The organism is Streptomyces sp. NPDC090032 (assembly GCF_044748025.1).
Lineage (GTDB): Bacteria > Actinomycetota > Actinomycetes > Streptomycetales > Streptomycetaceae > Streptomyces.
On sequence record NZ_JBIVFF010000003.1, the window covers coordinates 414,365 to 433,879 of the forward strand.

At 71.7% G+C, this 19,515-nt stretch carries 18 protein-coding genes; 9 read left to right on the forward strand and 9 right to left on the reverse strand.

Going from position 1 to position 19,515, the window contains the following annotated elements:
* The first annotated feature begins 41 nt into the window (after nt 1-41).
* Nucleotides 42-797, forward strand: a complete 756-nt coding sequence (locus tag ACIPWY_RS08915; protein WP_362899927.1) for a hypothetical protein — start codon at nt 42-44, stop codon at nt 795-797.
* Here the strand turns inward: ACIPWY_RS08915 and ACIPWY_RS08920 are convergent.
* From ACIPWY_RS08920 to cobT, 3 genes are all read right to left on the reverse strand, one after another.
* Entirely contained in the window at nt 746-1,447 is a 702-nt protein-coding gene (locus ACIPWY_RS08920) for a hypothetical protein (protein ID WP_362899928.1), read from the reverse strand. The genes ACIPWY_RS08915 and ACIPWY_RS08920 overlap by 52 nt on opposite strands.
* Entirely contained in the window at nt 1,444-3,219 is a 1,776-nt protein-coding gene (locus ACIPWY_RS08925) for a phosphatidylglycerol lysyltransferase domain-containing protein (protein WP_393698409.1), read from the reverse strand. The genes ACIPWY_RS08920 and ACIPWY_RS08925 overlap by 4 nt, the downstream gene beginning before the upstream one ends.
* Before the next feature lie 121 nt (nt 3,220-3,340).
* Nucleotides 3,341-4,456: a nicotinate-nucleotide--dimethylbenzimidazole phosphoribosyltransferase gene (gene cobT, locus ACIPWY_RS08930; RefSeq protein ID WP_393698411.1), complete on the reverse strand. Its 1,116-nt coding sequence runs from the start codon at nt 4,454-4,456 to the stop codon at nt 3,341-3,343.
* 183 nt (nt 4,457-4,639) lie between these two features.
* Between cobT and ACIPWY_RS08935 the strand changes: the two genes are divergently transcribed.
* Entirely contained in the window at nt 4,640-5,740 is a 1,101-nt protein-coding gene (locus ACIPWY_RS08935) for a class I SAM-dependent methyltransferase (protein ID WP_393698413.1), read from the forward strand.
* Nucleotides 5,741-5,787: 47 nt separating this feature from the next.
* On the opposite strand, the gene ACIPWY_RS08940 is transcribed toward ACIPWY_RS08935, so the two are convergent.
* Nucleotides 5,788-6,987, reverse strand: coding sequence for a bifunctional adenosylcobinamide kinase/adenosylcobinamide-phosphate guanylyltransferase (locus ACIPWY_RS08940; RefSeq protein WP_393698415.1), 1,200 nt, complete (start codon nt 6,985-6,987; stop codon nt 5,788-5,790).
* Nucleotides 6,988-7,088: 101 nt separating this feature from the next.
* On the opposite strand from ACIPWY_RS08940, the gene ACIPWY_RS08945 reads away from it, so the two are divergent.
* Nucleotides 7,089-7,307: a hypothetical protein gene (locus ACIPWY_RS08945; RefSeq protein ID WP_362899937.1), complete on the forward strand. Its 219-nt coding sequence runs from the start codon at nt 7,089-7,091 to the stop codon at nt 7,305-7,307.
* A gap of 157 nt (nt 7,308-7,464) precedes the next feature.
* On the opposite strand, the gene ACIPWY_RS08950 is transcribed toward ACIPWY_RS08945, so the two are convergent.
* Both ACIPWY_RS08950 and ACIPWY_RS08955 read right to left on the reverse strand, forming a co-directional pair.
* Nucleotides 7,465-8,172, reverse strand: coding sequence for a class I SAM-dependent methyltransferase (locus tag ACIPWY_RS08950; protein ID WP_393698417.1), 708 nt, complete (start codon nt 8,170-8,172; stop codon nt 7,465-7,467).
* A gap of 83 nt (nt 8,173-8,255) precedes the next feature.
* Nucleotides 8,256-8,882: a DUF3043 domain-containing protein gene (locus tag ACIPWY_RS08955; RefSeq protein ID WP_362899941.1), complete on the reverse strand. Its 627-nt coding sequence runs from the start codon at nt 8,880-8,882 to the stop codon at nt 8,256-8,258.
* Nucleotides 8,883-9,152: 270 nt separating this feature from the next.
* On the opposite strand from ACIPWY_RS08955, the gene ACIPWY_RS08960 reads away from it, so the two are divergent.
* The 5 genes from ACIPWY_RS08960 to ACIPWY_RS08980 all read left to right on the forward strand — a co-directional run bounded on the left by ACIPWY_RS08960 (nt 9,153) and on the right by ACIPWY_RS08980 (nt 15,624).
* A complete protein-coding gene (locus ACIPWY_RS08960; protein WP_362899943.1) occupies nt 9,153-9,950 on the forward strand; it encodes a PspA/IM30 family protein in 798 nt (265 codons plus the stop codon).
* Nucleotides 9,951-9,969: 19 nt separating this feature from the next.
* Nucleotides 9,970-10,248: a hypothetical protein gene (locus ACIPWY_RS08965; protein ID WP_362899945.1), complete on the forward strand. Its 279-nt coding sequence runs from the start codon at nt 9,970-9,972 to the stop codon at nt 10,246-10,248.
* A gap of 130 nt (nt 10,249-10,378) precedes the next feature.
* A complete protein-coding gene (locus tag ACIPWY_RS08970; protein WP_362900093.1) occupies nt 10,379-11,569 on the forward strand; it encodes a sensor histidine kinase in 1,191 nt (396 codons plus the stop codon).
* Nucleotides 11,566-12,264 (forward strand): response regulator transcription factor, encoded by a 699-nt coding sequence (locus ACIPWY_RS08975; RefSeq protein WP_362899947.1) that lies wholly within the window; start codon nt 11,566-11,568, stop codon nt 12,262-12,264. The genes ACIPWY_RS08970 and ACIPWY_RS08975 overlap by 4 nt, the downstream gene beginning before the upstream one ends.
* A gap of 204 nt (nt 12,265-12,468) precedes the next feature.
* Nucleotides 12,469-15,624 carry an efflux RND transporter permease subunit gene (locus ACIPWY_RS08980; RefSeq protein WP_393698420.1) on the forward strand — a complete coding sequence of 1,052 codons (3,156 nt, stop codon included), beginning with the start codon at nt 12,469-12,471 and terminating at the stop codon, nt 15,622-15,624.
* Between the two features lie 78 nt (nt 15,625-15,702).
* Here ACIPWY_RS08980 and nadA read toward each other — a convergent pair whose 3' ends face one another.
* Nucleotides 15,703-16,893, reverse strand: coding sequence for a quinolinate synthase NadA (gene nadA / locus ACIPWY_RS08985; protein WP_362899951.1), 1,191 nt, complete (start codon nt 16,891-16,893; stop codon nt 15,703-15,705).
* Between the two features lie 279 nt (nt 16,894-17,172).
* Between nadA and ACIPWY_RS08990 the strand changes: the two genes are divergently transcribed.
* A complete protein-coding gene (locus ACIPWY_RS08990; RefSeq protein ID WP_100592151.1) occupies nt 17,173-17,529 on the forward strand; it encodes an iron-sulfur cluster assembly accessory protein in 357 nt (118 codons plus the stop codon).
* 75 nt (nt 17,530-17,604) lie between these two features.
* Here the strand turns inward: ACIPWY_RS08990 and ACIPWY_RS08995 are convergent, their stop codons facing one another.
* On the reverse strand, nt 17,605-19,086 hold the full coding sequence (locus tag ACIPWY_RS08995; protein ID WP_393698423.1) for a hypothetical protein: 1,482 nt from the start codon (nt 19,084-19,086) through the stop codon (nt 17,605-17,607).
* Nucleotides 19,087-19,217: 131 nt separating this feature from the next.
* Nucleotides 19,218-19,430, reverse strand: coding sequence for a hypothetical protein (locus tag ACIPWY_RS09000; RefSeq protein WP_362899954.1), 213 nt, complete (start codon nt 19,428-19,430; stop codon nt 19,218-19,220).
* Nucleotides 19,431-19,515 lie beyond the last annotated feature (85 nt).

The following is a 19,515-nucleotide window of genomic DNA, read 5'->3' on the forward strand; positions in this document are numbered from 1 at the left end:
CACAGCGGGCGGCGCCCGGGCCCCGGCGGCAGGATGGCGGCATGGGTGAGTGGTGGTACCGGAACATCGGCGAGCCGGGGAAGCTGCCGCTGCTGCTCGCCCTCGCCGCGTTCCTGCTGACCTTCGCGGCGACCCGTACGATCACGCGCCTCATCCGCGCCGGGCGCGGACCGTTCCGCAACGTCGCCCCGGGCGGCATGCACATCCATCACGTGGTGCCCGGCGTGATCCTCACCGTCATCGGCGGGTTCGGGGCCGTCGGCAGCGGGCGGCACGGCGTCGGCGCCTCGATCTGTGCGGTGATCTTCGGGATCGGCGCGGGCCTGGTCCTCGACGAGTTCGCCCTGATCCTGCACCTCGCCGACGTCTACTGGACCGAACAGGGCCGGCAGAGCGTCGAGGTGGTGGTCCTCGCGGCGGCGCTGGGGCTCCTCGTCCTCAGCGGCTTCTCGCCGCTCGGCGTGAACGACGTGACGGGACAGGAGGAACAGGGGCGCGGCACCGCGATCGCCACGGTCCTGGTGAACCTCTTGTTCGTCGTGCTGGCCATGTTCAAGGGGAAGCCCCGGCTCGCGGTCGTCGGCGTACTCGTGCCGTTCGTCGCGCTGTTCGGGGCCGTCAGGCTCGCGCGGCCCGGGTCGGCGTGGGCGAAGCGCTGGTACCGGCGGCGCCCGAAGGCCAGGGCCAGATCGCGGCTGCGCGCCTACCGGCACGACCGGCGCTGGTCGAAGCTGAGCCGGGGCTTTCAGGACCTGATCGGCGGCACGCCCGACCCGGAGCGCTCGGCGCCCCGGTGACATACGGCGGCATACGCCGCCCGCGCCGCGCCGGCCAGGGCGACCGCGGTGATCGCCGCCAGGTGCTCCTTGCCGGCGAGGTTCGGCTTCACGGCCGCCTCGGTCACCATGAGGGCGACCACGACGACCGCCGTGCACCGGGCGCCGTAGCGCCAGCACACGTACACGGCGAGCCCCACGACCGCCGCCGACGGGCCGTTGTCGACGATCCGCGCGTCCGAGGCGGGCAGGCCGAGCGGGCCGTCGGGGCCGAGGGTGGTGCCGAGGCGGGCGTAGAGGGTGCCGGCGAGGGTGGCGACGTATCCGACGGCGAGCGTGACCCGCCGGCCGAGGCAGATCTCCGCGATGCCGAACACGATCAGGATCTGCGCGAGGGCGCCCCACACGGGCAGGTCGAGCGCCGGCACGAAGAGGGACAGCGGGGTGCGCAGCAGGGACAGCCACAGCGGGTCCTCGGCCCGTACGGAGCCGATGTCCTGCACGAACCGATAGCCCCAGGACTGGTTCTGGGCGTAGTGGAACAGGGCCGCCAGGCAGACCGCGCCGAGCGTCATCGGCGCCGCCCGCCACCGCTTCGTGACGAGCCCCCTGCGCACCGTCGACCACAGCGGGCCCCACTCGGCGCGGGCCAGGGCGGCCGGGGATCTCACGGGCGCGGCTCCAGATGTCTGCGGTGCATCCAGTTCGGCAGGCCCGGCGCCTCCAGGAAGCCCTCGGCGCGCGCGGAGGCGAGGCCGATCCGCGGCAGGTCGGCGCTCTTCTCGAAGAGCAGGAAGCGGGGTTCCCAGATGGGCCGGTACTTCGCGTTGGCCCGGTACAGGGATTCGATCTGCCACCACCGTGAGAAGAAGCTGAGCAGCGAGCGCCACAGGCGCAGCACCGGGCCCGCGCCGAGCCGCGAGCCACGTTCGAAGACGGACCGGAACATGGCGAAGTTGAGCGACACCTGCGTGATCCCGATCTCCTCGGCGCGCTGGAGCAGTTCGATGACCATGAACTCCATCAGCCCGTTCTCGGAGTCCCTGTCACGCCGCATCAGATCGAGCGAGAGCCCTTCGGGACCCCACGGGACGAACGAGAGCACCGCCTTCAACTCGTCTTTCCCGTCGGTGCATTCGAGCATCACGCAGCGCCCGTCGCCGGGGTCGCCGAGCCGCCCGAGCGCCATCGAGAAGCCGCGCTCGGTCGCTCCGTCGCGCCAGTCGTCGGCGCGCTGGAGCAGGTACGTCATCTCGTCGGCGGGGATGTCCTCGTGGCGCCGGATCCGCACCTCGTAACCCGCGCGCTTGACCCGGTTGTAGGCCTGCCGGACGGTGCGCATGGCCCGCCCCTCCAGCGTGAACTCGCCCGTCTCGACGATGGCTTCGTCGCCGAGTTCGAGGGCGTCGAGGCCGTGCCGCGCGTAGATGGTGCCCGCCTCCTCGCTCGCGCCCATCACGGCCGGGATCCAGCCGTGTTCGCGCGCCTGGACGAGCCAGGGGGCGATGGCGCCGGGCCAGGCCTCGGGGTCGCCGATCGGGTCGCCCGAGGCGAGCGAGACGCCGCCGACGACGCGGTACGCGACGGCCGCCTTGCCGGTCGGCGACCACACGACGCTCTTCTCCCGGCGCAGCGCGAAATAGCTGAGCGAGTCCCGGTCGCCGACCTTGTCGAGCAGCGCGCGCAGCTTCGCCTCGTCGTCGGGGGTGATCGGGTCGACGGCCTTGCGGGAGCGGAACGCGGCGTACGCGACGGCGAGCAGGAGGAGGGTGCTCAGGATGTTGATGACGACGTTGACCCAGTTCGGCGACGTGATGCCGGGGAAGCGGGACTCGTCGGTGGCGACCGAGATGAGGCGCAGGGTGCCGTAGCGCCAGCGCTCCAGGAACGTCGAGTGGTGGCCGTCGTGCGCCTGGTTGGTGACGGTCACGAGGAACGCCGCGAACAGGGACGTCACGAGGAGTCCGCCGATCCCGACCGCGGCCGCGAGCTTCGCGTTCGAGCGGTCCCCCTTCGCGTAGAACTCCCGCCGCCCGAGCAGCAGCGCGGCGACGAACGCGGCGGTCAGGACGAGCGAGATCCAGTTCTGCGGGTAGCGGCTCACCTCGGGGAAGAACATCACGACGATGAACAGGAGCAGGAAGAGCCCGCTGAGTACGAGGTTGAGGATCCACGCGGCGCGCTTGCGGCGGCGCATGGTGATCGCCAGGAACCAGGTGAAGACCCCTGACGCGAACCCGGCCGTCAGCAGGTACGGGGTGAAGTAGTCGTCGGTGTTGTGCCGTTGCAGGTCCTGGCCGAGGGAGACCCAGACCGCGCTCAGGAAGTTGATGAACGTGACGACGCGCAGGTACCAGACGAGGAAGGCGGCCGCCCGTTTCGTGGTGGGGGTGGAGGCGTGGGCGGGGCGCGCGGGTGGAGCGGACGTCTGTTCATCTGCCATAGGCAGGGAGCATATGGGGCATTCAGGGCTAGGCGGGTTGACGTCGCCGGGACGCGAAACGGCGGGTCGCGGCGGGGCCGAACCCGCCGCAACCCGCCGTCAAAAAGGCGTGTCCGGTGCCCTACTCGCCCGCGTCGGCGGTCTCCGGCTCCTCGGCATCCGCCTCGGCGATCTCCGGCTCGTCGGCGGCCTGCGGGACCTCCGGCAGCTCCGCGGCCAGCGCCGCGGCGGCCTGCACCAGCGGCAGCGCGAGCAGCGCCCCCGCTCCCTCGCCCACCGTGACGCCCTGGTCGAGCAGCGGCTCCATCGCCATCCGGTCCAGCGCCTTCGCCTGAGCGGGCTCCCCGCTCGACTGACCCGCCAGCCACCAGTCCGGCGCCCGGAACGCGATCCGCTGCCCGACGAGCGCGCACGCCGCCGACACCACACCGTCAAGGATCACCGGCGTGCGCCGCACCGCGCTCTGCAGCAGGAACCCGGTCGCGGCGGCGAGGTCCGCGCCGCCCACCGCGCCGAGCAGCGCCAGCTGGTCGCCGAGCACGGGCCTGGCCCGCCGCAGGGCGTCCCGCACGGCCGCGCACTTACGCATCCACGCCAGGTCGTCGATCGGCGCGCCGCCGCGCCCGGTCACCACGGACGCGTCCGTCCCGCACAGCGCGGCGATCAGCGTCGCGGCCGCCGTCGTCCCGCCCACGCTGAGATCGCCGAGCACCACCAGGTCCGTGCCCGAGTCCGCCTCCTCGTCGGCGACGGCCATGCCCGCACGGAACGCGGCCTCCGCCTCCTCGGGCGTCAGCGCGTCCTCGATGTCGATGCGCCCGGACGACCTGCGCACCCGGTGCCGTACGACCTCGGCGGGCAGCTCGCCGGGCTCGCAGTCCAGCGACATGTCGACCACCCGCACCGGAACGCCCAGGCGCCGCGCGAGGATCGCCGACGCGCTCGCGCCCTCGACGGCCTGGCGCACCAGCGCCGCGGCACTGCCGGCGGGCCGCGCCGACACCCCGAGTCCGGCGACCCCGTGGTCGCCCGCGAACAGCACGACGCGCGGCCGCTCGAGAGGCTTGACCGGCACCGCGGCCTGGGCGGCCGACAGCCACTCGCCCAGCTCGTCCAGGCGGCCCAGAGCGCCGGTCGGCACCGCGAAGCGGGCACGGCGTTCCTCGGCGTCGCGACGCGTCCCGCCGTCGGGGCGCTCGATCAGATCGGTGAAGTCGTCGAGATTCAGCGAGCTCATTCGCCGAACAGTACCGGCCGTTCCCCGACACGGCGCATGACGTGGTGTTACGCCATGCGATGCATCGGATCCGCAGCGTCATTGCGGGTCTCTCCGTGATCCTTTACGTTCCTGGATGCCCCGGATTGTCGTATCGCCCCAGGGTGGTGTGGCGCCCCCCGGACCGTCCCACAGGAGTTCGTGATGACCCCCACGACCGAGGCCGTCGCCGAGCGGCGGCCCGCCTATCTCACCGAACTCGCCCAGGGCACCGACCGGTTCCACGAGCCGCGCAGGACCGACTGCCCCTGGTGCGGCTCCAGCCGGCTGCGCACCCGGCTGCGGACCACCGACCTCCTCCAGCACAAGCCGGGCAGCTTCGTCGTCGACCAGTGCCGCGCCTGCTCGCACTCCTTCCAGAACCCGCGCCTGACCCCCGAGGGCCTGGCCTTCTACTACCGGGACTTCTACGACGGGCTCAACGCAGGCCACTCCGCCCGACTCCTGAAGGCCCAGCACTCCGCACGGCGCTCGGTCCGGCGCCACCGTGCCGCCGCCCGCACTCTGCTGGCCCTCGTCGAGCCGGAGAGCTGGCTGGACGTCGCCACCGGGCAGGGCCACTTCCCGGCGGCCGCCAAGGAGGTCCACCCGTACACCGCCTTCGACGGGCTCGACACCGGAGCCGCCGTCGAGGAGGGCCGCCGGGCCGGCCGCGTCGAGGAGGCCCACCGTGGCACCCTCACCGAACTCGCCCCCGCGCTCGCGGGACGCTACGACGCGCTGAGCATGTTCCACTACCTGGAGCACGCCACCGACCCGCGCGAGGAACTCAAGGCCGCCCGCACCGTCCTGCGCCCCGGCGGCCACCTCCTCATCGAGGTCCCCGACCCCGAGAGCCGCTACGCGAAGCTGCTCGGCAAGTGGTGGGTGTCGTACTTCCAGCCCCAGCACCTGCACCTCATCCCGATGGACAACCTCCGCCGTGAGCTGGAGCGCCTCGGTTACACCGTCGTCGCGACCGACCGCCGCGAGGCCCACGTCCCGCTCGACCTCACCGCAGGCCTCGCCCTGTTCCTCGGCCACTGGCTGCCGAGCGCCGACGCCCCCTGGCGCAGCAAGGCCCCGACCTCCCTCCAGCGCAGGCTGCGCACGGCACTGACGTACGCCGTCGTGCCCCTCGTCGCCGCGGCCTACGCGGCGGACCAGCTGCTCGCCCCGCTCGCGGGCCGCACCCGCTTCTCCAACGCCTACCGGGTCGTCGCCCGCAAGAACACCCCAGGACCCGGCAGACGCCCGCGACCCTGACCCGAGCGGGACCGAGCCCTGCCTGAACCCCGGCCGATCGCCCCGTGTCAGCCGCGCAGCACCAGCGCCTGCCCGGCCACGACGAGCAGCACCTGTTCGCACTCGGCCGCGAACGCCGCGTTCAGGCGCCCCAGTTCGTCCCGGTAGCGGCGGCCCGACGCGGTCGCCGGGACGATCCCCGACCCGACCTCGTTCGACACGGCGACGACCGTGCGCGGGGTGTTGCGCACGGCCTCCGTCAGCGCCGCGACCTTCTCCCGCAGCGCCCGCTCCCCGCCGCCCGCCCACTCCGCGTCGTCCCAGGCCTGCACCTCGTCCATGGCGTACGTCAGCCACAGCGACAGGCAGTCGATGAGCAGCGGGGGCCCGTCCTGCGCGAGGAGCGGCACGAGGTCGCAGGTCTCCGTCGTGTTCCAGGAGCCCGGACGCCGCTCGCGGTGCAGCGCCACCCGCTGCGACCACTCGGTGTCCCCGCCCCGCGTGCCGCCCGTCGCCACGTACAGCACGCCCGGGAACGCCTCGAGCCGCCGCTCGGCCTCGACCGACTTCCCCGACCTGGCCCCGCCGAGGACCAGCGTCCTGCGGGGCACGTCCGGTACGTCCTCGTACGCCCCCACGACGAGCGTCGTCCCGTCCGGCACGGCCCGTGCGCCCGCCGCCGCCAGACGGCGCGTCAGCTCCGGCCCCGGCGGCACGTCGTGGTCGATGTGGACCGCGAGCACATCGGTCGTCGCGCCGATCGCCCCGACGGCCCGCAGCCGTGCCGCCGCGTCCGGGCGGTCCACGATGTCGGCGAGCACCATCTCGTACGGCCGCTCGGCCTCCTCGAAGCCCGCGGGCGCCGCGCCCGGCGGCAGATACAGCAGCCGTTCGCCGTCCGGCCCGGTCACCTCGTAGGCCGTCCCCGGCGAGTCCGTCGGCAGGGCCCGCACCCGGTGCCCGGTCAGCAGCGCCAGCTCGCTCCCGTCCGGTACCCGGACCGGCGACACGAGCCCCGCCGGAACCTCGACGGGCGGCCCGTCGTGCGGATGCGAGAGAAGCACCTGCCGTACGCCGCTGAGACTGTGCCCCGAGCGGGCGGCCGCGAACGCCGCCCCCGGCGTGAGGTCGAGCAGCACCACGCCGTCGATCAGGAGCGCGGTCGCGGCGCGCGCGCCCGGCCCGAGGGCGGTGGCGCAGGCCGCGCAGGGGCAGTCCGGGCGGGGCAGGCCGGTGGGTGCGCCGGTGCCGAGCAGAGTGAGTTCCACGGGAAGATCCTCCCGCGCCACCGCGAGCGGCGCTCGCCCGGCTAGGCTTCCGGGCAGCAGTTGAGACGGTGAGCTGGTCCGTTGACTCTCTGGAGGCTGACATGGCGGCGTGGACGTGGAGGTTCGAGAAGTCGGACGGGACGGAGGTCCAGCCGGCGGTGCAGCCGGAGGAGTTCACGACCCAGGGCGACGCGGAGTCGTGGATCGGCGAGTTCTGGAAGGCCCTCGCGGAAGGCGGCGCCGACCAGGTCACCCTCTTCGAGGACGACGCGGTGATCTACGGCCCGATGGGCCTGCACGCGGAGGACGCGCCGGCGTAGGCCTGCGCGCCTGTAGGTCCGTAGCCCTTCCGGGACGCGGAGGAGGGGGCGGCGACCCGCAACGGGTCGCCGCCCCCTCTGTCCTCTGTCGCCGACCACGAGCGCGTCGGTGTTGGTGACGACGTGCCCCTTGTCGTCGCAGACGATCCCGGAGCGGTCAGCCCCGCACGCCGCACAGGTGCAGCAGCGCCGCCACCCGGCGGTACGGCTCCGTGCGGCCCGCCCGCTCCTCGGCCGCGAGCAGCGTGTGGAACTCGCCGGGCGGCGGCACGGGCGCCTCGTCCCCCGCCGTGTCCGTGAAGACCCGCACCCCGTACCAGGCGTGCAGCGGAGCCCCGATCCCGGCCAGCGTGGCGGTCAGGGCGTCGAGCCGGTCGGCCCGTACGTCGAGCCCGAGCCGGTTGCGGTACGCGAGCGAGTCGAAGGAGCCGAGCGCCGCCTGCCAGTCCCCGGCGAGGCCGGGCCGCATGGCGAGCGCGTCACCGTTGCGCACGAGGAGCGAGAGCAGGCCGCCGGGGGCCAGCATCCGCGCCAGGCCCGCGAGCAGCGCGTCGGGGTCCTCGACGTACATCAGGACCCCGTGACACAGCACCACGTCGAAGCTGCCGGGCAGGAAGTGCACCCCGGTCTCGCGGCCGTCGCCCTCCACGAGGCGCACCCGGCCGCGGATGCCCTCGGGCTCCCCGGCGAGCGCGGCCCGCGCGGCGGCGACCATCCCGGGATCCTGCTCGACCCCGGTCACCTGATGTCCGGCCCGCGCCAGGCGCAGGGCCTGCGTCCCCTGGCCCATGCCGACGTCGAGAATCCGCAGCCGCCGGCCTATGGGGTAGCGCGCGGCCAGCTGCTCGTCGAGCTGCCGGGCCACGAGCTCCTGGCGTACGGCGTTGCGCAGACCGTCGAGCCTGCCGAGCCAGGACGCCGCGGCGCCGCCGGAGAAGGCCTCCGTGCTCAGGGCCGCTCCCCGCGCTTGACCTGGGGCTTGGGCAGACGGAGCCGGCGCATCTGGAGCGTGCGCATGAGGGCGTACGCGACGGCGCCCTTCTTCGGCTCGTTCGGGAACTTCTCGGCCAGGCGCTTCTTCAGGCGGAACGCGGTGACGACCGAGTCGAGCACGATCAGCACGATCACGATGAGCCAGAGCAGCAGCGCGATGTTCTGCAGGCTGGAGATCCGGACCATGGTCATCACGAGGATGATCACCGCCAGCGGCAGGAAGAACTCGGCGATGCAGAAGCGGGAGTCGACGAAGTCGCGCGCGAACTTGCGCACCGGACCCTTGTCGCGAGCGGGAAGGTAGCGCTCGTCACCGTTGGCGAGGGCCTGACGCTGCCTCTCCATCGCGGTGCGGCGGTCTTCGCGCTGCCGCTTCGCCGCCTCCTTGCGGTTCGTCGGCGTATTGGCCACGCTGCGGCGCTGGGTCTGGGCCTGGCTGCGCTTGGGCGTGGGGCGGCCCTTGGGGGCCTGCGGGTCACGGGGCTGCGTGGAGTCGGTCACCGGCGCCTTGGCGGCCTGGGCCTTCTCGTCCTTGGATCGGCTACGGAACACAAAACCCAAGGGTACGGGGTACGGCCGCATGGACCAGAGGCGAGTGGGGAACGATCCGGCAACACCCTGCGTCAGTGTTGCTGAGCGTTCCCGGCGGCTGCACCGCGTGCTCGTCGATCCGGCCCCCAGGGGGACACCTACTCCCTGCGCCGGAGCGGCACCGGACGCAGTCGTCCTTGGGGATGAGCGCATCCGCGCCTGAACAGTGCGGTAATAGAGGCAGGACCCGTACTGTGGGTTCTGTCGCAGTGCTGGTGCTGGACGTCTGCTGGATCTGTCAGAAGGGGGCGCGCGAAGCCCATGAGCGGTGTCATGAAGCGTATGGGGATGATCTTCCGCGCGAAGGCGAACAAGGCCCTTGACCGGGCCGAGGACCCGCGCGAGACCCTCGATTACTCGTACCAGAAGCAGCTGGAGCTGCTCCAGAAGGTGCGCCGCGGCGTGGCCGACGTGGCGACCTCGCGCAAGCGCCTGGAGCTGCAGCTCAACCAGCTCCAGACCCAGTCGTCCAAGCTGGAGGACCAGGGCCGCAAGGCGCTCGCGCTCGGCCGCGAGGACCTGGCCCGCGAGGCGCTCTCGCGCCGGGCCGCCCTCCAGCAGCAGGTCACCGACCTGGAGACGCAGCACCAGACCCTTCAGGGCGAGGAGGAGAAGCTCACCCTCGCGGCGCAGCGCCTCCAGGCCAAGGTCGACGCCTTCCGTACGAAGAAGGAGACGATCAAGGCGACCTACACCGCGGCCCAGGCGCAGACCCGGATCGGCGAGGCCTTCTCCGGCATCTCCGAGGAGATGGGCGACGTGGGCATGGCCATCCAGCGTGCCGAGGACAAGACGGCGCAGCTCCAGGCCCGCGCCGGCGCGATCGACGAGCTGCTCGCCTCCGGCGCCCTCGACGACCAGTCCGGCCTCGCCAAGGACGACATCCAGAGCGAGCTGGACCGCCTCTCCGGTGGTACGGATGTAGAGCTGGAACTCCAGCGGATGAAGGCCGAGCTGTCCGGCGGAAGCTCCTCCTCGCAGCAGGCGATCGAGGGCGGGCAGGGCCAGCAGTCCCCGGCGCAGACGCCGCAGGACACCCCGCGCTTCGACAAGCAGTAGCCACGCCGAGGAGGGCGTCATGATCGTACGGATCATGGGGGAGGGGCAGGTGGAGCTGGCCGACAGCCACTTCACCGAGCTCAACAAGCTCGACGACGAGCTCCTGGCCGAGATGGAGAACGGGGACGGTCCCGCTTTCCGCCGCACGCTCAACGCCCTGCTCGAAAGGGTGCGCTCCCTTGGCACCCCGCTGCCCGACGCGTCCCTGGAACCCTCGGAACTCATCCTTCCGTCCGCGGACGCGACGCTGGAAGAAGTCCGGGAGATGCTGAGCGACGAGGGTCTGATCCCTGGCTGAGCCACCGGCGGCAGTACGCGGAATGCCACGTTCTCCGCAAGTGGACGGGCGTGCCGCGCACGGACGAGGGGGCGATACCGTGACGCCGGTGACCCCCTTCGTACGCTGGGCCAGGGCCCACCCCCGGGCCATGGACGCGGCCCTCGCGGCAGCGGTGCTGTTCTGCATGGTCGCCGCATCCTTCGTCGATCCGAACGGCGGCCACGACGGCACCCCCACCTGGGGCACCCGCAGCCCCCAGCTCCTCAGCGTCGTCCTCATGGTGCTCGGCGCGGCCGCCCTCGTCCTGCGGCGCCGCGCCCCCATGGCGGTCCTCGCGGCCACATCCGCCGTCACCCTCGCCGAGCTCATCACCGGCGACCCCCGCGCGCCCGTCGCGATGAGCGCCGTCGTCGCGCTCTACACCGTCGCCGCCACCACCGACCGCCCCACCACCTGGCGCGTCGGCCTCGCCACCATGACCGTCCTCACCGCCGCCGCCATGCTGGCGGGCCCGCTGCCCTGGTACTCGCAGGAGAACATCGGCGTCTTCGCCTGGACCGGCATGGCCGCCGCGGCCGGGGACGCCGTGCGCAGCCGGCGCGCGTTCGTCGACGCGATCCGCGAGCGGGCCGAGCGGGCCGAGCGCACGCGGGAGGAGGAGGCCCGGCGCCGCGTAGCCGAGGAGCGCCTGCGCATCGCCCGCGACCTGCACGACGTCGTCGCGCACCACATCGCCCTGGTCAACGTCCAGGCGGGCGTCGCCTCGCACGTCATGGACAAGCGCCCCGACCAGGCCAAGGAGGCGCTGTCGCACGTGCGTGAGGCGAGCCGCTCCGCGCTCAACGAACTCCGCGCCACCGTGGGCCTGTTGAGGCAGTCCGGCGACCCCGAGGCCCCCACCGAACCGGCCCCGGGACTCGACCGCCTCGAAGACCTCGTCGGCACGTTCCGCAACGCGGGCCTGCCCGTCGAGGTCGCCTGCGCCGACCGGGCCGTCGATCTGCCGGCCGCCGTCGACCTGGCCGCCTACCGCATCGTCCAGGAGGCCCTCACCAATGTGCGCAAGCACGCGGGCGCCGAGGCCAAGGCCGAGGTCAGCGTCGTGCGCGTAGGCCCGAACATCGAGGTCACGATCCTCGACAACGGGCCGGGCACCGCGCAGCCCTCGGCCGACAGCGGCGGCCACGGTCTCCTCGGCATGCGCGAGCGCGCCGCCGCGATCGGCGGCAGCTGCTCGGCGGGACCGCGGTACGGGGGCGGGTTCCGCGTCCATGCGATCCTGCCCGTCCAGGCCCACGTCACCGGGGGCCGTGCCACGGACACGAGGGACGCTGGATGACCATTCGGGTACTGCTCGCCGACGACCAGGCCCTGCTGCGCAGCGCCTTCCGCGTCCTCGTGGACTCCGAACCCGACATGCTCGTCGTCGGCGAGGCCTCGGACGGCGCGGAGGCGGTCCGCCTCGCCAAGTCCGAGAAGGCCGACGTGGTCCTGATGGACATCCGGATGCCCGGCACCGACGGACTCGCCGCGACCCGTCTGATCAGCGCCGACCCCGAACTCGCGCACGTACGCGTCGTGATGCTCACGACCTTCGAGGTCGACGAGTACGTCGTCCAGTCGCTGCGCGCGGGCGCCTCCGGCTTCCTCGGCAAGGGCGCCGAACCCGAGGAACTGCTCGGCGCCGTGCGGATCGCCGCCGCGGGTGATGCGCTCCTGTCGCCCGTCGCGACCAAGGGGCTGATCGCCAAGTTCCTCGCGCAGGGCGAAGGTTACGGAGACTGGGAGGAGGGGGCGCGCCCCGGCGGCGCCCACGGCGAACGCCTCGCCGCGCTCACGACCCGCGAGCGCGAGGTCCTCGTCCAGGTCGCCGGCGGCCACTCGAACGACGAGATCGCGGAGCGCCTCCAGGTCAGCCCCCTCACGGTCAAGACCCATGTGAACCGGGCCATGGCCAAGCTCGGCGCGCGCGACCGTGCCCAACTCGTAGTAATCGCGTACGAATCGGGCCTGGTCCGTCCAAGGGTGGAGTGAGCCGGGGCCTCCGCGTACTACGGGCGCAGTATGCGGCGCATAAGAACGGGACCTGGGAGCGACGGAACCACCCTCGCGCATGACTGAGTGTGTAGGGGGCCCCGCACATGTCCGCGGACGCACCGCGTTCTCAGGATGCAGCCGCGTCCCCCGGACTCCCGGGGCCTCCTCCTGCCGCGCTCGCCACAGAGAGAGACCCACACCATGTCCTGGCTGTCGAGATTCAGCCTCGCTCAACGGGCCCTGATCGGGCTGATGTCGATCATCGCGATCGTCTTCGGCGCCATCGCGATCCCTCAGCTCAAGCAGCAGCTGCTGCCCTCCATCGAACTGCCCATGGTGTCCGTCCTGGCCCCGTACCAGGGCGCTTCTCCCGACGTGGTCGAGAAGCAGGTCATCGAGCCGCTCGAGTCGACCATCGACGCGGTCGACGGCATCACCGGCATCACCTCCACGGCGAGCGAGGGCAACGCCGTGATCATGGCCCAGTTCGACTACGGCAACGGCTCCAAGCAGCTCGTCGCCGACGTCCAGCAGGCCGTGAACCGGGCCCGCGCCCAGCTCCCCGACGACGTCGACCCGCAGGTCATCGCGGGCTCCACGGACGACATACCGACCGTCGTCCTCGCCGTCACGTCCGACAAGGACCAGCAGGCGCTCGCCGACCAGCTCGACAAGACCGTCGTCCCCTCCCTCAAGGACATCGACGGCGTCGGCCAGGTCACCGTCGACGGTGTGCGCGACCTCCAGGTCACCGTCACCCCCGACGACAAGAAGCTCGCCGCGGCCGGCATCAGCCAGGCCGCGCTCGGCCAGTCCCTCCAAGCGGGTGGCGCGACCGTGCCGGCCGGCTCCTTCGACGAGGGCGGCAGCAACCGCACCGTCCAGGTCGGCGGCGGCTTCACCTCCCTGAAGCAGATCCAGGACCTGATGGTCACCGGCGAGGGCGTCAGGAAGCCCGTACGCCTCGGTGACGTCGCCAAGGTGGCGCAGCAGCCCGCCAAGGCCGACTCGATCACCCGCACCGACGGCAAGCCCAGCCTCGCCGTCATGGTCACCATGGACCACGACGGCAGCGCGGTCGCCATCTCCGACGCGGTCAAGGACAAGCTCCCCGGCCTGCGCAAGGACCTCGGCACCGGCGCGAAGCTCACGGTCGTCAGCGACCAGGGCCCCGCCGTCTCCAAGTCCATCGACGGCCTGACCACGGAAGGCGCGCTCGGTCTGCTCTTCGCGGTCCTCGTCATCCTGGTCTTCCTGGCGTCGATCCGCTCGACCCTGGTCACCGCGGTCTCGATCCCGCTCTCGGTCGTCCTGGCCCTGATCGTCCTGTGGACCCGCGACCTCTCGCTCAACATGCTCACGCTCGGCGCGCTGACCATCGCGATCGGCCGTGTCGTGGACGACTCCATCGTCGTCCTGGAGAACATCAAGCGGCACCTCGGCTACGGCGAGGAGCGCCAGGAGGCGATCCTCAAGGCGGTCCGCGAGGTCGCGGGCGCCGTCACGTCGTCGACCCTGACCACCGTCGCCGTCTTCCTGCCCATCGGCCTGGTGGGCGGCATGGTCGGCGAGCTGTTCGGCTCGTTCTCGCTGACGGTCACGGCGGCCCTGCTGGCCTCCCTGATCGTCTCGCTCACGGTCGTGCCGGTCCTGTCGTACTGGTTCCTGCGCCCGCCGAAGGCGATCAAGGGCGTCGACCCGGAGGAGGCGCGCCGCAAGGCCGAGGAGAAGGAGGCGCGTTCCTGGCTCCAGCGGATCTACGTCCCCGTCCTGCGCTTCGCGACCCGTCGCCGCCTCACCAGCGTCCTCATCGCGGTCGTGGTCCTGGTCGGCACGTTCGGCATGGCCCCCATGCTGAAGACGAACTTCTTCGACCAGGGCGAGCAGGAAGTCCTGTCCATCAAGCAGGAGTTGAAGCCGGGCACCAGCCTGGCGGCGACCGACGCCGCGGCGAAGAAGATCGAGGGGATGCTCGACGGCATCGACTCGGTCAAGGACTACCAGGTCACCATCGGCTCGTCCGGCTTCATGGCGGCCTTCGGCGGCGGCACCGACACCAACCAGGCGTCGTACCAGGTGACGCTGAAGGACAAGGCGTCGTACGACAAGACCCAGGACCGCATCGAGAAGGGCCTCGGGGAGCTCACCGGGGTCGGCCGCACCACCATCGCGGCCGGTGACGGCTTCGGCAGCCAGGACCTGAGCGTCGTCGTGAAGGCGGCCGACGGTCAGGTCCTGCGCAAGGCGGCCGACGAGGTACGCGACGAGGTCGCCAAGCTGGACGACGTCACGGACGTCACCAGCGACCTGTCGCAGTCGGTCCCGCGCATCTCGGTCAAGGCCAACTCCAAGGCCGCCGCGGCCGGGTTCAACGACACCACGCTCGGCGCGGCCGTCGGCCAGGCCGTGCGCGGCACCACCAGCGGCAAGGCGATCCTCGACGACACCGAGCGCGACGTCGTCGTGAAGTCGGCGAAGCCCGCCACCACCATGGACGAGCTCAAGAAGCTCCCGATGGGCCCCGGCGGTCTGAAGCTCGGCGACATCGCCACCGTGAAGCTGGTCGACGGGCCGGTCTCCATGACCCGGATCGACGGCGCCCGCGCCGCGACGATCACGGCCAAGCCGACCGGTGACAACACGGGCGCGGTCAGCGCCGACCTGCAGACGAAGATCAACGCGCTGAAGCTGCCCGCGGGCGCGACGGCCACGATCGGCGGCGTCACGTCCGACCAGGACGACGCGTTCAAGAACCTCGGCCTCGCGATGCTGGCCGCGATCGCGATCGTGTTCATGCTCCTGGTCGCCACGTTCCGCTCGCTGGCCCAGCCGCTGATCCTGCTGGTCTCGATCCCGTTCGCGGCGACCGGCGCGATCGGCCTGCTCGTCGCCACCGGCACCCCGATGGGCGTCCCGGCGATGATCGGCATGCTGATGCTCATCGGCATCGTGGTCACCAACGCGATCGTCCTGATCGACCTGATCAACCAGTACCGCAAGGAGGGCTACGGCACGATCGAGGCGGTCATCGAGGGTGGCCGCCACCGTCTGCGCCCGATCCTGATGACGGCCCTGGCGACGATCTTCGCCCTGCTCCCGATGGCGCTCGGCGTCACCGGCGAGGGCGGCTTCATCGCCCAGCCGCTCGCGGTCGTGGTGATCGGCGGTCTGATCACGTCGACGCTCCTGACGCTCCTCCTCGTCCCGACGCTCTACGCGATGCTGGAGCTCCGCAAGGAGCGGCGCAGCAAGAAGCGTGAGGCGAAGCGGGCGAAGAAGGCGGGCGTGCCGGCCGAGCAGGAGGCCGCGCAGGCCTCGGAGGCCGAGTCCGGCGAGCCGGAGCCGGCCCAGGTCTGACGCACCCGGCACAAAGCCCGGAGCCCGGGTCCCACCGAGAGGCGGGACCCGGGCTCCGGGCTTTTCAGGCGCTCATGCCTACGGCAGCGCCAGCATCCGCTCCAGCGCCTGCTTGGCGAACTGCTCGGTCTCGCGGTCGACCTCGATCCGGTTGACCAGGTTGCCCTCGGCCAGGGACTCCAGGGTCCACACCAGGTGGGGCAGGTCGATGCGGTTCATCGTCGAGCAGAAGCAGACCGTCTTGTCGAGGAAGACGATCTCCTTGTCGGGGTGCGCGTTGGCGAGGCGCCGCACCAGGTTGAGCTCGGTGCCGATCGCCCACTTCGACCCGGCCGGGGCCGCGTCGAGGGCCTTGATGATGTACTCCGTCGAGCCGACCTCGTCCGCCGCGGCGACGACCTCGTGCTTGCACTCGGGGTGCACCAGGACGCGTACGCCGGGGATCCGCTCGCGGACGTCGTCGACCGAGTCGATCGAGAAGCGCCCGTGCACCGAGCAGTGCCCGCGCCACAGGATCATCTTCGCGTTCCGCAGCTCCTCGGCGGTCAGGCCGCCGTTCGGCTTGTGCGGGTTGTACAGGACGCAGTCCTCCAGGGACATGCCCATGTCCCGCACGGCGGTGTTGCGGCCCAGGTGCTGGTCCGGCAGGAAGAGCACCTTCTCGCCCTGCTCGAAGGCCCAGTCCAGGGCCCTCTTCGCGTTCGACGAGGTGCAGATCGTGCCGCCGTGCTTGCCGGTGAAGGCCTTGATGTCGGCGGAGGAGTTCATGTACGAGACGGGCACGACCTGCTCGGCTACGCCGGCCTCGGTCAGCACGTCCCAGCATTCGGCGACCTGCTCGGCGGTGGCCATGTCGGCCATGGAGCACCCGGCGGCCAGGTCGGGCAGGACCACCTTCTGGTCGTCGCCGGTGAGGATGTCGGCGGACTCGGCCATGAAGTGCACACCGCAGAAGACGATGTACTCGGCCTCCGGCCGGGCGGCCGCGTCGCGGGCGAGCTTGAAGGAGTCACCGGTGACGTCCGCGAACTGGATGACCTCGTCGCGCTGGTAGTGGTGGCCGAGCACGAAGACCTTGTCCCCCAGCTTCTCCTTGGCCGCGCGGGCGCGCTCCACCAGGTCCGGGTCGGACGGGGAGGGCAGGTCTCCAGGGCACTCCACGCCGCGCTCGCTCCGCGGGTCGGCCTCGCGGCCGAGCAGCAGGAGAGCCAGCGGAGTCGGCTGGACGTCCAGGTCAACGGGGGTCTGGGCCGTGGTCACGTCACGCACCCTTTCTTGTTATGACATTCGTGCGGCGAGGCTTCTCGTCGAAATGACGCTATCTATCATAACTGCTTCACGTCAGAATGACGATGGCCATCGTGTCGATGTGACGCAATCCGCGTGGACCGGCCCGTGTCCGCCGCGCGCGGGGTGTGCGAGCATGAAAGGGCAAGGAAGCCGAACTCGCCGAGAGGCGAAACACGAGCGCCAGGGCCGGAATGAATCCGCGGCCCCGCCGGTTGGAACGTCGGCAAGCAGTCTCCGTACAACCCTGGAGAGAAGCAGATGTCCGTATCGGACGAGACCACCACCGTGAGCGACGGCATCCTCCTGTCCGACGCCGCCGCGGCCAAGGTCAAGGCCCTCCTTGACCAGGAAGGGCGCGACGACCTGGCGCTGCGCGTCGCCGTTCAGCCCGGAGGCTGCTCCGGCCTGCGCTACCAGCTCTTCTTCGACGAGCGCTCCCTCGACGGGGACGTCGTCAAGGACTTCGGTGGCGTCAAGGTCGTCACCGACCGCATGAGCGCCCCGTACCTGGGCGGCGCGTCCGTCGACTTCGTCGACACCATCGAGAAGCAGGGCTTCACGATCGACAACCCGAACGCCACGGGTTCCTGCGCCTGCGGCGACTCGTTCAGCTGAGCCTGAGCCTGTACACACACGAAGCGGCGGTTCCCTGCTCGAGGGGGAATCGCCGCTTCGTGTGTTGTCACGCGCTCAGCTCTGCGGAGCCGGCTCGTGCCCGCGTCCGCTGTCCGCGTGCGGCACCGCCTTGTCCTTCGAGTCCACGACCTTACGGCCGTCGAGCGGCTCGTCCAGCGTCACCGGCAGCGTGTAGAACTTCGCCATCGCGACGCAGACCGCGCCCTTCTTCTGTGTCTCGGTGACCTTCAGGGCGACCTTGCCGTCCTGCTGCGTCGCCGAGGCCGTGTAGGTGCTGCACACGCCGCCCGTGAAGTGCGCCGTGAGCGTCCGCCCGTCCACGGTGTAGCCGTCGGGGCGCACGTCGCGGGTGGTGGTCCCCGGGTCGCCGGGCCGCACGCTCGGCCGCGGGCTCGGCTTGTCCGCCGGCTTCGGCGCGTGCGGCGACGTCAGGAACTTCGGGTCCACCGCGGGATGCGTCACCGTGAAGGCCGCCTGCCCGCCCTGCGGCTTCACCTGGAACAGCCACGACGGTACGAGGATCTGCCGCCCCCGCGTGAACTGCGCCGAGAGCCCGAACGTCGCGCCCGTGACATGGACGGGCTCCGCCGCGGGCAGCTTCGTCGGCGCCTTGCACGGTGCCTCGTCCCGCTCCTTCACCGGCGCCGGACTCGCGCAGCCGCCGATACCGACGCGACCGGCCCCGACAGCCGCGGAGTTGAGCAGATCGAGCGTCTTCTGCGCGCTGATCACGGGGTACGTGTCGCCCTTGGCCGGCTCCTTCAACTGGCCGCTGCCGCCGACCACTTGACCGTCCGGGCCGACCTGGACGCCCGTGGTCCAGCCGTAGGTGGGCAGGTCGCCGACGCGGGGCTCCGCGTTCACCACCCGTATCGCGCCCATCAGCTGGCGCGCGTCGAGCTTCGCGTCGTCCTGTCCGAGCGCCTTGAGGACGGGGGTGGCCGCCTCCTTCGCGGCGGCCTCGCTCACGGCGTCCTTGGTGCTGCCGTTCCCCGGCGCTTCGGTGCACTTCGTCGGGCTCGCGCACTTGTGGCCCGCGGACGGTGCGTAGCGCGCATACGTCCAGGCGCCGGGTGCCCGCTCGGTCACCTGGAGTGAGGGACCCGAGCCGTCCTTCGCCGGGCCCACCTTCCAGGCGCCGTTCTCCAGGCGCGGGGTGCCCTGCGCGTCCAGGGTCCTGGCGAGTGCGGCGACATCGGCCGCGGTCACCTTGCCCTCGGTCCGGTAGACGGGGGCGTCGCCGGGACCCGTGGGGAGCTTGCCGTCGGCCCGGTAGCGGGTGCCGTTCGGGTCGGGCTCACCCGGCGCGATTCCCGAGGTGGAGCCGGTGCCGCCCGCCCGGTAACCGTCCAGGGCGAGAGGCGGGGGAGTGGAGTCGTCGCCGGCCGCCGGGGTGCCGCCGCGGCCACTGCCGTCGGCCGAGGTCGCCGCGAAATACGCGCCACCGCCACCGACGAGGAGTACCGCTGCCGCGACCGAGGCGACGGCCAGCGGAGACCGCCCCCGGTGTCGATCCTGCGTCTGCTCGGTGCTCACCGCATCGCTCCTTTGCCTGTCGCGTCGTACGCCGTATCCCCTTTACGGGGGACAGCGATGGGACGCGGCGGGGGAGCGTGCGGTTCCCTCCCGGCTCCCCGGGGGCCGAGCAGGCCCGTATGCAGTCCCCTCTAGTCCCCGTATTCGGACATCGAGTCGATGAGCCGCGCGGACTTGGAGGGCACGACGACGCCGTGGATGCGGGAGGGGGCGACGGGGGTCTGCTTGTCCTTGGCGGGGGCCCTCCAGTGCGGGGCCATTCGGGCGCAGTCGCCGCGCAGGGAGGCGAGGCCGCCTTCGAGGTCGAGCGGTGCGGACGCGGTGCGGACCTTGAGGTTCGTCATAGAGGAACGCTAAGCAGGTACGGCCCTGCGAAGAAAGCCCTACTATCGGGTAGTTTTGCCGCTTCGGCCGGACGGGGCGTGACCC